10 protein-coding genes are annotated in these 16,034 nt (G+C 34.7%); 6 read left to right on the top strand and 4 right to left on the bottom strand.

Translation table 11 applies throughout. The annotated features are described in order from the left end of the window. Positions 1-50 precede the first annotated feature (50 nt). The gene (locus IQ226_RS07200; RefSeq protein ID WP_193893907.1) at positions 51-1,406 is read right to left on the bottom strand and encodes a TrkH family potassium uptake protein; all 1,356 of its coding nucleotides are present in this window, start codon (positions 1,404-1,406) and stop codon (positions 51-53) included. A gap of 190 nt (positions 1,407-1,596) precedes the next feature. On the opposite strand from IQ226_RS07200, the gene IQ226_RS07205 reads away from it, so the two are divergent. The 6 genes from IQ226_RS07205 to IQ226_RS07230 all read left to right on the top strand — a co-directional run bounded on the left by IQ226_RS07205 (position 1,597) and on the right by IQ226_RS07230 (position 8,580). Next, the gene (locus tag IQ226_RS07205) at positions 1,597-2,457 is read left to right on the top strand and encodes a methyltransferase domain-containing protein (RefSeq protein ID WP_193893910.1); all 861 of its coding nucleotides are present in this window, start codon (positions 1,597-1,599) and stop codon (positions 2,455-2,457) included. A 105-nt stretch (positions 2,458-2,562) separates the two neighbouring features. Beyond that, positions 2,563-3,504 (top strand): homogentisate phytyltransferase, encoded by a 942-nt coding sequence (locus tag IQ226_RS07210; RefSeq protein ID WP_193893913.1) that lies wholly within the window; start codon positions 2,563-2,565, stop codon positions 3,502-3,504. A 4-nt stretch (positions 3,505-3,508) separates the two neighbouring features. Next, positions 3,509-3,970 (top strand): tetratricopeptide repeat protein, encoded by a 462-nt coding sequence (locus tag IQ226_RS07215; RefSeq protein WP_193893915.1) that lies wholly within the window; start codon positions 3,509-3,511, stop codon positions 3,968-3,970. Between the two features lie 173 nt (positions 3,971-4,143). Further along, entirely contained in the window at positions 4,144-4,854 is a 711-nt protein-coding gene (rpiA, locus tag IQ226_RS07220) for a ribose-5-phosphate isomerase RpiA (RefSeq protein WP_193893918.1), read from the top strand. Positions 4,855-5,670: 816 nt separating this feature from the next. After that, a complete protein-coding gene (locus IQ226_RS07225) occupies positions 5,671-6,204 on the top strand; it encodes a type IV pilin-like G/H family protein (protein ID WP_193893921.1) in 534 nt (177 codons plus the stop codon). A gap of 204 nt (positions 6,205-6,408) precedes the next feature. Beyond that, a complete protein-coding gene (locus IQ226_RS07230; RefSeq protein WP_193893924.1) occupies positions 6,409-8,580 on the top strand; it encodes an O-linked N-acetylglucosamine transferase, SPINDLY family protein in 2,172 nt (723 codons plus the stop codon). A 58-nt stretch (positions 8,581-8,638) separates the two neighbouring features. Here IQ226_RS07230 and IQ226_RS07235 read toward each other — a convergent pair whose 3' ends face one another. The 3 genes from IQ226_RS07235 to IQ226_RS07245 all read right to left on the bottom strand — a co-directional run bounded on the left by IQ226_RS07235 (position 8,639) and on the right by IQ226_RS07245 (position 15,911). After that, on the bottom strand, positions 8,639-9,268 hold the full coding sequence (locus IQ226_RS07235; protein ID WP_193893927.1) for a transposase: 630 nt from the start codon (positions 9,266-9,268) through the stop codon (positions 8,639-8,641). 53 nt (positions 9,269-9,321) lie between these two features. Then, a complete protein-coding gene (locus IQ226_RS07240; protein ID WP_193893930.1) occupies positions 9,322-14,559 on the bottom strand; it encodes a class I SAM-dependent methyltransferase in 5,238 nt (1,745 codons plus the stop codon). 809 nt (positions 14,560-15,368) lie between these two features. Continuing rightward, positions 15,369-15,911: a Uma2 family endonuclease gene (locus tag IQ226_RS07245; RefSeq protein WP_193893933.1), complete on the bottom strand. Its 543-nt coding sequence runs from the start codon at positions 15,909-15,911 to the stop codon at positions 15,369-15,371. Positions 15,912-16,034 lie beyond the last annotated feature (123 nt).

The raw sequence follows: 16,034 nt of genomic DNA on the forward strand, positions 1-16,034 counted from the left end.
ATGGTTATCAAATTTAGCTGCGTAACAGCTTATCAATTGGTAATTAGTGATTATCCAACAAGGAGATTTTCTTCGGGATAGTGAACTCTGCTGGGACGAGGATCACCTAAGATAGATGACATCAATAATAAAATCCCAACGCGACCAATATACATGGTGAGAATTAAAATTAATTTGGCTGCGGTAGAAACAGTAGCGGTAATTCCTGTGGAAAGTCCGACTGTACCAAAGGCTGATACTACTTCAAAAAGAATTTGAATAAATGCCAATTTGGGGTCAGTAATACTAATTAAAATGGTGGCAAAAATCACTGTTGCTAATGAACCAAACACCACCCCCACAGCTTTTAAAATTAAAGAAATGGCAATTTTACGATTATATAATAATACCTCTTCTTTGCCTTGGAGAATTGCCTTTGTACAACTGGTCAGAACTCGTAAAGTAGTGGTTTTGATTCCTCCTCCTGTACCTCCTGGACTTGCACCAACAAACATCAGTGCAATCATAATAAATAATCCGGCATTAGTCATTTTGCCAATGTCAATGCTATTAAAACCAGCGGTTCTAGTGCTAACTGACTGAAACCAAGCGGCTAATATTTTATCAGATAAACTTAATTGTCCAAAGACGCTATCGTTTCTAATTTCTACGAAAAAAAGTGCAATTGTTCCTAGCACTAATAATATTAAGGTTGTGCTAGTTGCAACTTTAAAATCCAGGGAAAATATTAAACAACTTGTTTTTTTTATGATGCGGTTTCCCTGATAAGCAAAGCTATCTTGCAACCAAAGATACATATCTAAAATTACTTGATAACCAATACCTCCAAAGATAATTAAACAGCCAATTGTGATAATCACTAGTGGGGAAGATTGATAACCAATTAAATTATCTTTAAATAAACTAAATCCCGCATTGTTCCAAGCACTGACACTGTGAAAAATAGCCAGCCAAGTTCCTTCTTGCCAACCTTTTTCGGGAACAAAGGCGATCATTAATAAAAATACTCCCGTGAGTTCAAATAATAGAGTTGTGGCAATAATAGAACGGATAATTTGAGAGCTACCACTCATGCCTGGACGGTCTAAAGCTTGTTGAATTGCCACTTTTTGTCTGAGGTCAAATTTTCTACCAATTAATAACATTAAAAATGTGGTAGTTGTCATATAACCCAAACCACCAATTTGTGCTAATAAGGCAATAAATAATTGACCTAAAAAGGAAAATTCGGTGCCAGTATCTACTACTGCCAATCCTGTGACACAAACCGCTGAAGTTGAAGTAAATAGGGCAACAATTGGGTCATTCCAATTACCGTTACCAGTTGAAAAAGGCATTGTCAGGAGAATTGCTCCCAAAAGAATGACAGTGACAAATCCCAAACAAATTGTCCGTGCAACAGTCATAAGTGATTAATGATGATTAAAAGTGAAAAATGAATAAACTTTCTACTTTTGAGTTATTTAATATCTTCGCAAGGTAGAATTAATGAGTTATTCCCAGGCAGAAAAATATCCCTATCTAATTAGAAGCATAGATGGTAGCATATCAATAAGTTTTTTTTCAATTTCCTGTCATCTTTTTATTACTAAATTAATGAGTCAAATACTTTACAAACAAATTCAGGAATTTTACGATGCTTCTTCCAGTCTGTGGGAACAGATTTGGGGGGAACATATGCATCATGGTTATTATGGTGTAGATGGGAAACAGGTGAAAGAACGCCGTCAGGCACAGATTGATTTAATTGAAGAGTTGCTCAAATGGGCTGATGTTAAGGGTGCGAAAAATATTCTTGATGTCGGCTGTGGAATTGGTGGTAGTTCTTTATACTTGGCTGAGAAGTTTGGGGCAAATGCCACGGGAATTACACTGAGTCCTGTACAAGCTGCTAGAGCCACTGAAAGGTCTTTGGCGATGAATTTGAGTCAAAAAACTAGATTCATGGTTGCCAATGCCCAGGAAATGCCCTTTGAGGATAATTCTTTTGATTTGGTCTGGTCACTGGAAAGCGGTGAACATATGCCGGATAAAACTAAGTTTTTGCAAGAGTGCGATCGCGTATTAAAGCCCGGTGGAACTTTGATTATGGTGACATGGTGTCATCGGAATACGGATAAGTCGCCACTGACAACGGATGAACAGAAGCACTTAGAAGATATTTACCGAGTCTATTGTTTACCTTATGTGATTTCTTTAGCGGAGTATGAAGCGATCGCTTGGCAATTACCATTAAATAATATTCGCACGGCTGATTGGTCAACCGCTGTTGCACCTTTTTGGAATGTGGTCATTGATTCGGCTTTTACACCCCAAGCATTTATCGGTTTATTAATGGCTGGTTGGACGACAATTCAGGGGGCATTATCTTTAGGTTTAATGCGCCGAGGTTATGAAACTGGATTGGTTCGATTTGGATTATTACGTGGGACAAAATCAAGCAGGAGTCAGGAGTAAAAGTCTTGTATGGCATAGCTTTTTGATCAAATTTTTTACCTCATATAGTTGCAATATGTTGTAAGTTCAATTCCTTCAGATGGTGCAAATAAAAAAGAACAAAAGATGAATCAATTTTATCAACAAAATTCGGCTATTACTCCAAAAAGTTGGTTTTATTCTTTTTGGAAGTTTTCCCGTCCCCATACAATTATGGGAACAACTTTGAGTGTTTTGGGTTTATATTTAATTACCCTGGGTGTCACTTCTACAAATTTTTCTGGTTTGCACATTAGTCAAATTTTAGCAACATGGGTTGCTTGCATAAGTGGCAATATTTATATTGTTGGTTTGAATCAATTAGAAGATATTGACATTGATAAAATCAATAAACCTGATTTACCTTTAGCATCGGGAGAATTTACCAGAGGACAAGGACAATTAATTGTTATTATTGCCGGTGTTGTCGCCTTAGCTTTAGCATGGCTAACCGGACCATTTTTAATGGGCATGGTGACAATAAGTTTAGTAATTGGTACGGCTTATTCTTTACCACCAATTCGGTTAAAACAGTTTCCGTTTTGGGCTGCTTTGTGCATTTTTTCAGTGCGGGGAACGATTGTTAATTTAGGTTTGTTTTTGCATTTTAGTTGGGTATTGCAAAGCAGCCAAGGGATTCCGGGGGCAGTTTGGGCTTTAACTGTGTTTATCTTGGTATTTACATTTGCGATCGCTATCTTCAAAGATATTCCTGATATGGAAGGCGATAGATTTTACAATATCACAACTTTCACCCTCCAACTCGGACAACAAAAAGTATTTAATCTCGCACTTTGGGTATTAACAATCTGTTATGTAGGCATGATTTTAGTAGCCTTATTCCGTCTTGCGGAAGTCAACACTATCTTCATCCTAATCACCCATACAGTAGCTTTAATTGTTTTATGGTGGCAAGGTGCAGGAGTTGATTTACAAAACAAACAAGCAATTACTAATTTCTATCAATTTATCTGGAAATTGTTTTTCATCGAATATCTAATTTTTCCCGTCTCCTGTTTATTAGCTTAAACTCATGTTAGAAACATTTCCTACTTCCAATCTAATCGCCATTTCTGTAGTTATTTTTGGTCTTGCCATCCTTGGTTATTTGAGTATCAAAACATTGATTACCTCCAACTTATTCCAAAAAGGCATCAACTTTTATCAAGCCAAAGATTTTGAAAATGCCGAAATAGTCTTGAGAAAAGTTATTGCTATCAACTCTACCAATGATATGGTACGTTTGTTATTAGGAGATATTTTAAATCAAAAAGGACAAATTGCCGAAGCAAAAGCATTATTCTGTGCAGTAATTGATAGCAGTCCTAAAAATCCTGATGCTTATTTACGTTTAGCCAACATTCTCATGCAGGAACAACAGGAAACGGAAGCGAAAGCTAATTTAGTTCAAGCAAAAGAATTATTGCAAAAACAGCGTCAACCAGAAAGGGCGAAAAAGGTAAGCCTGTTGTTAGATAAAATGTCTAAACTGTGATTTTTTAACAACAAGATCCCCGACTTCTTTAAGAAGTTGGGGATCTGACTTATCGTGTTTGCCCTGATACTTGTATTTTAGCGGATAGGGTAAAAGAAGTAGGCAGTAGGAATAAATCCGGGTGTTCTGGTAAGATGAGTGAACCGTTTAATTGATTTTTCAGGAGTTAAAGAATGTCCATACCAGCAGATCCAGTTAAATTGATGAAGCAAGAAGTTGGTAAAGCCGCCGCCAATTTAGTAAAATCCGGTTCTATAGTTGGTTTGGGGACAGGTTCAACCACAGCTTACACCATTCAATATTTAGGAGAACGCCTCAAATCAGGAGAACTCAAAGATATTGTCGGTATCCCCACCTCATTTCAATCAGAAGTATTAGCAAAAGAGTATGGCGTTCCTCTCACCACTTTAGACGCTGTAGACCATATTGATATCGCTATAGATGGGGCAGATGAAGTAGATCCCCATAAAAACTTGATTAAGGGTGGTGGTGCTGCACATACCCGCGAAAAAGTTGTAGATTACCTAGCAAAGCAATTTATTGTTGTTGTTGATGGTGGTAAATTAGTAGACCGCTTAGGTTCTAGTTTCGCTGTACCAGTTGAAGTTATCCCTATGGCTATCACCCCCGTCACAAATGCCATTAAAGCACTTGGTGGTAAGCCAGAACTACGCATGGGTGTGAGAAAAGCAGGACCTGTAATCACTGACCAAGGTAACATGGTTTTAGATGTCACCTTCGATCGCATTGATGACCCTATAAACCTGGAAAAAATACTGAATAATATCCCCGGTGTTCTGGAAAATGGCATTTTCGTCAATTGTGCAGATATCGTTCTTGTTGGTGAAGTTATTGATGGTAAACCTGTAGTTAGACAACTTTAGATCAATGACGAGTTAGGAAAAAGGAGATAAGAAGAAGAAAAGGAACTCTTTTCTTATTACCTTTTTCCCAAGCAACTATCAGTATAATTTTACACATATAATTGGAAAAACTAGAGGAAGAGCGATCGCACTTATCGCACTTTTTTGTCAAAATCAGAATAGCCAGAATTTTAGCACTTTAAAATCCTGGGGTTGCTGAATTGAGGTATGAAATTCCCAAATTGAACCTTTAAAACTCAAACCTCAGTGCGTCTTTGCGCCTTTGCGTGAGACTAAAATTCATACCCTTAATCAGCAACGCCTAAAATCCTATGTAAGAGTTACTGATTTAAACCTTGTAACTATAGCAGGTACTCAAGCAACACTTACCATAACCATTCTGTGCGAAAGTCCTGCTATTGGAATAGGTACTTGACAGGCACAGACATCTACTATTTGTCCTACTGATTGGATATTGTTACCAATATAACAAAGATGAGTATTAAACCTGTAATTAGCAACCTAAAATTAGGTTTTTAAGCCCCTTTTTTAACAGAAGAAGAGTTAACAATTATACAACGCATTAAGTGAATTTAAACCTGCAGTATTCCAATAGTTCACAATGTAGGGAGATTATATACAATGTCTCCACATTTTTTGATGCTGGTTAATTTAGGAACTGATGGGACAAATTCCTTGATAAATAAGCTTTTCAAGCCATTTCCTGAGTTTGTCCAAAAATCTTTTAGGTGAAGTGATATGAAACTGATCAGAACTGGGTAAGTTATTCGTATAAAGAAACAAACAACACCAACTCCCCCCCGAAGGAAAACTGCTATGAAAACTGAACTGAAAGCTAAATTTATCCAACACCTCCTCGGCAAAAAGCAAGAAGGTGAAGGTTTCACCCTGATTGAATTGTTAGTTGTTATCATCATCATCGGTATTCTCTCGGCTATTGCACTGCCATCTTTCCTGAACCAAGCCAACAAAGCTAAACAATCCGAAGCTAAAACCTATGTTGGGTCTTTAAATAAAGGTCAACAAGCTTACTTCACAGAAAAAGGCTCTTTCGGCTCTGCAATATCAGACTTGGGCGTTGGTATTAAATCACAAACTGCTAATTATACATATGCAACCGCAACGACTGGTTCAGGCACTGCTGCGATCGCTCAATCTACTTCTGCTCTAACAGGAGTTAGTAAAGTAATCAGAAATTATGGAGGTACAGTATCCCTAATTGTAGAAGGATCAAGCAGTGATGCAACTAGTATTGCTATTCTTTGTGAAACTACTGCCGTAGGTGTTGCTGCCGTAGTTCCTACTGTTGGTAGCACCTGTGCTACTGGTTCCACTGAAGTAGGTAAGTAATTAAATAGTAAAGCAATGAAGATTACATGAAAAATTGCGGAAGTTGAATTGAGACAATTAAAGCTATCGAGTCACAGCAATTTTAGCAATTTTAGATGAGACAAATATCCAGGATCTTCATTGTTGCATTAAATGTAGAGACGTTCTATAGAACGTCTCTACTGTGTTTTTGTAATACAACCACTTTATACTTACGATTATCAAATGCAACAGAATTCACAACTAAAAGATTACACTCAGGCTATTCAATATTACGAAAATGCAATTGACGCAGAACCTGATGTTAAATCCCATTACTGGTATTTGGGATTATATTTATTATTGCAAGACAAGGAGCAAGAAGCGCAATTAACTTGGTTAATGGGTATCGCAGAGGGAACTACAGAAGAGGTTCAATTGTGGACAACTGAGTTGAGCCAGATTTTATATCAAGAAATCGAAAAACAAGTAACCTTAGAAAACTATAAACAAGCCTGGGTCATTAGTCAACATTTACGAGAAATTAATTCTCATTATATTAATAACTTATTATTCAACTTATATTTAGCTACGCAATTAGAATTATTAGATGATGAATATGTTCAGCAGCTTGATTTAATTAATGCTATTGAAGAAGAGAATATTAACCCAGATATAGAAGTATTTTCAAAAGTTATTCATAAACTTATAGAATATCCTGAACTTTGTGAATTAACGTTAGAAGTAGTAAATTTATTACTGAATTCATCCAGTAATATTAATGATTATACATATACAATAATATCTGCTGCTATTAAAGCAGAACTTTCTTTAATAAATGCTAATTTAGCTATTCAGTTACTGGAAATTTATATAAATGTAAATCCCAATCATCCAGAGGTTTTGATTCGATTAGCCTTTTGTTATCAAACAACTGGTCGGCATCTTCACGGAATTAACACAGCCAAAAAATTAATAGATAGCTCTGATAATTTAGCTGATAAAGTTTTTTATAATCATTTGCTAATTAGGGGATTATTAATATCAGCAGGATCTTGGGACGAAGCTTGTTTAGCAATTGAAAAACAAAAAAATTTAATATCATCTCTCATCCAAGAATCTCCCAGAATATCAGATACTGTGAGAATTCTACGTTTATACACATCAATGTTCTTTTTTCCTTATATTACAGATACTCCTAATATTATTAGGCCACTTCAAAATCAGTTACTGAATTTATGTTTAAATAATTTTGAACTAAATTCTACTCAAGCAATTAACCAATATCGTTATACATCAAATACCACAAAAACAAGCAAGAAAATTTTAAAAATAGGCTATTTGTCCCATTACTTAAGACAACATTCTGTAGGTTGGATTGCTCGTTGGCTTTTTAAATACCATGATTCTGATAAGTTTAAAATTTATTCATACATAATCCATCCGCGTATACAAGATAATTTGCAGAAGTTTTTTATTGAATCTTCTTACCAAGCTTATAGTATTGAAGATGTAAACAGTGTAGTAAAAATTACTGAACAAATTCATAAAGATGAAATTGATATTTTGGTAGATTTAGACAGTCTTACAATTGATTTTGTTGGTGAAGTCCTCGCAGTAAAACCTGCTCCCATTCAAGTTACTTGGTTAGGTTGGGATGCTTCAGGTTTGCCATCTATTGATTACTTTATTGCAGATCCCTATGTATTACCTGAATCAGCACAAAACTACTATAGTGAGAAAATTTGGCGATTACCAGAAACTTACGTTGCTGTGGGCGGTTTTGAGACAGATGTTCCCACGTTAAGACGGGAAGACATTGATATTCCCAAAGATGCAATTGTATATTTTGTTGGGCAAAAAGACTATAAACGTCATTTAGAAAATACTAAATTACAATTAAGAATTATTAAGCAAGTTCCTAATAGTTATTTATTAATTAAAGGTTTTAGTGATTTAGAAGCTTGTCAGAAATTCTATGAACAATTAGCAGCAGCAGAAGGACTAGATACTAAATATTTACGATTTATTCCTCAAGATATAACTGAAGCAATTCATAGAGCTAATCTTACTATTGCTGATATAGTTTTAGATACCTATCCTTATAATGGTGCAACTACTACTTTAGAAACTTTATGGTTAGGTATTCCTATGGTAACAAGAGTAGGACAACAATTTGCGGCTCGTAATAGTTATACGATGATGATTAATGCGGGAATTACAGAAGGCATTGCTTGGACAGATGAGGAGTATGTAGAATGGGGAGTGCGTTTGGGTAAGGATGAGAAACTTAGACAAGAGGTTGCTTGGAAATTAAAACAAGGAAGAAAAAATGCACCTTTATGGGATGCGGAAAAATTTACCCGTGAAATGGAGAATGCCTATCAACAGATGTGGCAGAAATACGTTGATAGTTAGCTTGTAGTGAGGGCTTAAGCCCTCATCTAAATCACAGCACTGAAGTGCTTACTACGGACTAATCATCCCAATTTGTGCCGTAATCTCTTATTGGATACTCAACCCAAGAATCACGCAACCATTGCCGTTCATAAGTTTCTAAATACCAGTGGACACTACTCTCAACCCAATCATAAGGAGATTTTACTAAGCCATGTTTCACCGGGTTGTAATGAATGTAGTTCAAAGTTGTATAGTAATGCCGTTGAGAACGAATAGCTCTATCTGACCACCGATACCATATTTTTCGCTTAGTTACATCATCCTCAAGATTCCATTGACGAGAAAGCGCACCATGTATTTTGCGAAATAACTCACTTAAAACATCAAAATTTACTAACTGAACCAGCAAATGATAATGATTAGGTAAAATCACCCACGCACAAATCTTGAAGTTTGTAGTGAGTGCTTCAGCACTCCCTTCATTACTCCCAGCATCACCAAAATTATTAAATATCATCTCCAACAGTTGCTGACGACGTGATTCTGAATGAAGATGACACTTATGTTCATAACAAGCTGCTGTTAATAAATAAAATTCTTTATCTCTAACTGGATGTGGTGGTGAGTGAGGTGGATAACCTCGACTTAAACGATATTCGACTAGTTCGGCTTTTTGTTCATCTGTAAGTTTATGATACTCGTACATAGATTTTTTTAAAGCAAGTTAGTAATGAGGGCTTTAGCCTGCTCTTTTAAAATTCAAGAAGCACTGAAGTGCTTACTACAAACTTTTTTATAAAAGGACTCTAAACCTGTAACGCAAGCCTTATCATCAAAAAGACAGTCGTGATTTTGGCTCATTCTTTCCGCAATACTCCTTCTCCAAGGTTTATCTAAACCTAATCTAACAGCAATTTCTATATATTTTTGTTCGTTACTAGCAATGGTATCTGTTACACCTATCATTTTGAGAAAACTATCTGTGTGACGACCACGCATAAATTCCCCTGGACAAGTTACTATAGGAAGATTACAGGCGATCGCTTCCAGACTAGTATTACCACCAGACCAAGTAAATGTGTCTAAGTAAACATCCGAAAGCAAATTAATCATCAGATAATCTAGTCGTTCTGGAATATTCAGATGGACACAGTAATCTTCACTATTTAGCCCTACCGCAGCAAAAGCACGTTGTAACCGAGGCTTTAATACATTACCCCGTAAAAAGACAAATTTAGCTTGAGAGACGCGACTAGCAATTTCCGCCACAATAAAATCATACTGTGGTAAATATTTAAAAGGTGCTTGACAACATAAATAAATTACATCATCATCACTTAAACCATAATCTGAACGAGTTTTAATAACTGACGGAATATAGGGTTTAGGATAAGAAACACCAATATTAGGTAAGAGAATTAATTTTTCTGAGTAATGTTCTTGAGCATTTTGCCCTTCCATTAACTCACTAGATAAAAAATAATCAATCGTTGGTAAACCTGTAGTTACAGGATGTCCCCAAGCTGCACATTGCACAGGTGCAAGTCGTAAACCTGCCATTTGCATAGTTGGCGCATCCATACCAATTTCGGGATAGACTAAAATATGAAGTTTATCAGCAATTATCTGTTCACAAACTGCTGGTAAATTATCAGGAATATGATAGAAAAAATCGCTATATTCTTGAAATTTTTCAGTAATTGCATCTGCTTGATTACCTGTATAGTAACAGTAGATTTCAAAATTATTATGATCGCAGTAGCGCAGCCAGCCAGTTAACCAGAGTGTCCCACTATAGGAATGTAGATAATGAGAAGCGTAGCCAATGCGGATTTTCTGATTTTCTTTTAGAGGAGGCATTAATAATGGCATACCCCACTGAGGATAATTAGCTTTCATGATTTGATGCAGCCAATTACCATATTGAGATTGCAAAATTAGAACATTATCTGCTTGATAAGGAAGATAAAAGTTTGTCCAACAACTAGTAGCAATTAGGGTGTTTTGTTGGTCTTCAATATTATTGAGAGGAATATTATTAATTAAATTATCAAGTCCTTGCTTAAATCTTTGTCGGTAAGCATTAATTTCTTCTACTTGATCATAAACACTAGGTAATATAAGATTAGAAATTAATTGAAATGTGCGATTATTAGGTAAGTTATGCAACGCTATATTAGCAGCCGTAATTGCCTCTTGAACCCGTCCACTCATTTGATAATTAACAATTACAGTGAAGTGGAGTTTTGCATTAACAGGATATAGTTTAATTCCTTCTTGAAGAACGGCAAAACATTGTTCAAGAAGATTAAGTCGTCTGAAACATTCGCTGAAACTCCAGTAAAATTCAGGATTACCTATTTGAATCTGCCGAAATTTTTGATACTGTATAATTGCTTCTTGATATTTGCTTTGAGAAAATAAGCTATTTCCTAGCTGAAAAAAAAACTGTTCTCCACTTACTTCTTTTAAATTTTCCAGAGAATATAAAGGAATTTGTTCTACTTGTTTTTTGACAATTACCTTTTGATTTTCATGTTCTAAAGAAACTCTCGCATTAATACAAGGAAGTAAGGCTTGCCACTGAATTTCATTCAAATCAATGAGTAAAGAAATTGTTAACTCCTCAGTTATATCTATTTCTTCTTCCATCATTAGATTCATTACTACGCTAGATAAAAAGATTTCTGCATCTTCAGTATCTATGTCACCTATGTTTATGAGAAGAGTAATTTTTTCGCTGTTAGGATGAGTTGCTAATGTTTGAATTACCTCTTGTAACTCAAGACCTAGTTCATCTTCTGGTTGTGACCAATCAGGAAAGATAATTAAATTAATTTCTCTGAGATTCAAAGGCAATAAAGTTGTATTAATTAGCTCAGAACTCACAATTTCAGCCATCTTTGTCCAGGAGAAATTTTTAGATTGTGCTAAACCTGCGGTAATTAATGCTTGTCTAATATTTGGCTTTTGCACTTCACACAGAGCATTTGCCAGTGCGACAACATCATCATCATTAACATAAATAGCGGCTTCTCCTGTGACTTCTGGGATTGAAGCATTAGGACAAGTAATCACAGGACAACCACAAGCCATTGCTTCTAATAAAGGCATTCCAAAGCCTTCATATTTAGAAGGATAAACTAGTGCCACTGCACCAGAGTAAGCTAGTGCCAGTTCTTCATCACTCAGTTGTACCAGATGTACGGCACTACCTGATGTGTAGGTTCTTAATTCAGGTGTTAAAACTCCACCAATACCAGTACAAATAATATCAAATCCGTAGCTACTGGCTAGTTTGGCAAAAGCTTGAAAGAATAAAATACCATTTTTGTAACCACTACCAGTACCAACTAATAGAAAATATGGTTTAGTAACACCATATTTATATTTAAAAGCGTTAATTTCGCTTTCAGAAGCAGGATAAAAAAGAGGATCTACACCACAATGGGCAACAGTAATTGATTCTGAGGGTATATCAGGGAAACATTTATTTAAGTCTTTGGCTGTATTTTTAGAGATAGAAATATAAGCTGAGGCGTGTTTTATAGCATGATGTTTTTCTCGCCACATAGGCTCATTTAAGTCTCCCCCTAATACTTCGGGAATCATGTCATAAGCCATAAATACCGAAGGCGTTTCTATAGGTGTGGTGTAGTAGGTAGAAATAAATAGTCCCGCTTCTTCTTCATTACAGATTTGTTGAAGCATCTCTTTATCAGCTTCGGTATTGTTATAGTCGTAGCGGGGAATGGTGCGATAACGAATACCATTAATTTTTGGTGCTGTATTGGCTCTATCTAAAACTAAAATATGATTAGCAAAGCCTGTGTTTGTCCACTGTTCTAGTAAAGATTGCCAGACACGAGCTATGCCAGTTTTATAGAGTTGGAAGAATACACCATCAATGAGGATTTTCGGACTAATAGTAAAGTACTTATCAATAAATTTCTTGCGGTTAGCAATATGTAAAGCAATCTGATCTATTCTACCGTCTCTCCCCGTTGCGTTGGTAATATGCTGAATCCATTGAGACATTTGCGGAATAGCGGTGACAGCATAACCTGCCAATCTAGAACGATAACATAAATCAACATCATCCCAATAACCGGGTCCATAAATTTCATTCCATCCCCCTAAGTTTTCTAAAACTGATTTTTTTGCACATAAACCCCAACCTTCTACATAGGGAATATTTAATTCATTTCTAGCGTATCCGGGTCCAGCAATTCCTTCTCCTGTTAAACTACATAAATATTGAATATCTAATTCTTTAATGGATAAATCATTATTAAGATGTAAAATATAATTCCCAGTTGCTATTGTCAAACCTTGGTTGTTGGCGGCTGCAAAACCCATATTTTTCTCATTACGAATTAATTTGATATTATATTGTTGGCAAAAGGTTTCAAGTGCTTTTTTACCTTCTTCTTTACTACCATTATCAATAAATATAATTTCACAATTAGGAAGATATTTTAGGTTATTTTCCCACAATTCTAAAAATTCTGTATGATCCCACCACGGTACTACAACACTTAATAAATCATTAGTTAAACTAATTTTACCTAAATTAACTTGATTATAAATATTGCTTTCACTAATTGATGTTTCTTTGTAACTTCCTTGAAACACAATTTGATTAGCTGTTATTTCTTCAAAATCTTCTTGAGAGATATTGCTTAAAGATAGATTTTCCAGAGTTAAAATTTGAGTTTTAGGATCATAAAATTGATTAAATCTATTTTCTCGAAGATAAAAGACAGATTGAACTTCAATATTAAATTGATCTAATATTTTTAAAAAATCATTTTTCGTAAAAAACCGTAAATGTGTTTTATCTAAAATTCCCTCATCTTCATATTTCCAAGACTTAAGTTCAATTAACTGATGAATAATTTTGAGATTACGGATATTAGGAATACTTATGATAAGAGTACCTTCACATTTAAGCATTTTTAGATAATTCCTAAGAGTTTGCCAAGGATCTACTAAATGCTCCAAAATATCAGCAAAAATCATACAATCAAAAAATCCTCGATCAAAAGTAAGATTAACTTTTTCAATATCAACTTGATATACTTCATCAAGATTCTGTTTAGCAAAATAAACTGCTTCTTGATTCAATTCAATACCAACTACATATCGGTTGCTGTTCTTGCTTTTTAGGGCTTTACCTAACACTCCAGCACCACATCCTACATCAAGAATATTCAACGAATTATCGGGGACAGAGTTAAAAATTTCGGAACGTAAGTGTTTATAGTACGTGGGTAGATCATTAAAATTTTTATTGTTTAATATTAACGGGTTTTTTGTTGAGTTAATTTCGGTTGATTTATTTATTCTATCATTTTCTAATGGGGAGAATTTTTTTTGAATAATAACTTGATATCCTTCATGAATAACATTTATTTTATCCTGGAAAATTGATAAAAAAGTATTGATTGCTGGTGCTGGATGCTTAAGTGGTTGATCTCTGTATCCTTCCCATTGATAATCATCAAAAATTATCATACCTCCGTTTTTTAATAAACGCCAACATAAAATTGTGTCTTCTAAAACATCCGAAGCTATATGAGAGCCATCTATATAAATAACATCGTAATGACTAAGGGGTAATTCTCTTAGGCAAGATTGAGAAAGTCCAACTATTTTTATTAATTTATTTTCGCATTTTGCTCTTTTAAGATTGCCATCAAATCTTGATTCTATTAAAGATAATTCGTCGGAAAATTGATGTTCTATACCTCCCTCAAAAGTATCTATACAAGTAATTTTAGATGAAGGGTGAGTTAAAATATTATCTAACAGCCAGCAGGTTGATTGTCCTTCCCAACTTCCTATTTCCAGGAAGTTAAGATTTGCTAAATCTGAAATATTTTTTAATACTTCTTGCCACACTGGAATATTGTAGATAAACCAATTATTGGTAAACTCATAACCTCTTGACTGACAATGAAGATCATATACTTCTTTCCAATTCTCTTGCAACATTCTTTTTTCCTCGATAAATTAATAAACTAACATCAGTTCTCAATTTTTTTATTGTTATTACTTATGCAAAATGCTACCATAAATTATTAAATCAAAATATTGATTAATAATTTTTCTTTCAATCTCATAGTACCCACAATCCCAGAAAATCTATCATCTTATAGACAGGCGGACGTTTATTTTCATAAATATTTACAATTAACATGAAAAAGTTAAAAACTCAATAAATAACCTGTTCAAAACTATTACTAAATATAAAGTTTAACGCCTCTATCAGCACTTGTAAATCCTCTAATACATAATATTTAACATTCTTAATAAACTCCATTTCTTGCAAAACTGCAAATTCCCATAACTTACCATTAGAAACTATACCAAATAACCGACTAAGCTGTTACGCAGCTAAATTTGATAACCATAATTTACTTGAACTTTGTAGTGCGGGCATCTTGCCCGCTAGAATTATACAAACTAAATGCACAACAGCTTATTTTGATTACTATTCATTTTTTGTGCAGCAATCAGTTCCGCTAAACATTGTCCCCAACCTTCTTCAAAGTTATCTTTTTTAGCTTCCACTATAATTAGATAGGGCTTCTCTAAAATAACGTGAGTTCGACGAAAATAATTTGACCCCTCTCCAAACCTCTCCCCGCAACGGGGAGAGGCTTAAAACTCTGATGTTTCAATAGGTACTTGTTCAATGAAATTTTTTTCTTTGTAAGGGAGTGGAAATTCCTGTAATACATCAGCAATGCTTTTGTATTTATTAAAAGACATAATTTCCCCCATATTTAATTTATAATTTTTTAATTCAACATCTGACTAATAATAATCTCAATATCAGGAAAAGCTAAAGACTTAATTATCGGTTCTTGCCATTTTATTTCTACTAAATAATCCCCGTTTTCAGGGTTACGAAAAACTATTAATTCTTGACTTGTTAAGTTGATAATCCAATACTCAGCTATTTGCGCTTGAGCATAAATTTTTCTTTTAATTGATAAATCTTTACTTAAACTCGTATTAGCAACTTCAATCAACCAAAAAATATCATCGGGATATGGATGATGGTCATTATATCTGTGTTCAGGTAATTTAACAATGGCAATATCAGGTTCTGGTTCAGAATTAGATAAAGTAATTGGACCATTAAACCTTATATCTGCCTTTCCTTGTAAAAGATTTCCTAAATAAGTTACACCTCTTTTTGCAGTATTATAATGTTGAGGCAATTCTGGACTCATTTCTATAATTTCTCCATCTATTAACTCGCAATTACGACCTGTTAAAATGTCTGATTCAATCATTTTATGGTAGTCGCTAATTGTCCATTTAACTAAAGTTTTCATTGGGCAAAACCTCCATATTTTTCTGCTATTTAATTTTAACAAACTCAAGGAATTTAAACCCACGCACCATCTGGGTTTTGCCTGTATAGACGCGGTTTCTAACTGCCCGGTTAACTGTGATTT

Origin of the sequence: Dolichospermum sp. LEGE 00240 (genome assembly GCF_015207875.1) — a bacterium.
In the GTDB taxonomy this organism is placed as follows: domain Bacteria; phylum Cyanobacteriota; class Cyanobacteriia; order Cyanobacteriales; family Nostocaceae; genus Dolichospermum; species Dolichospermum gracile.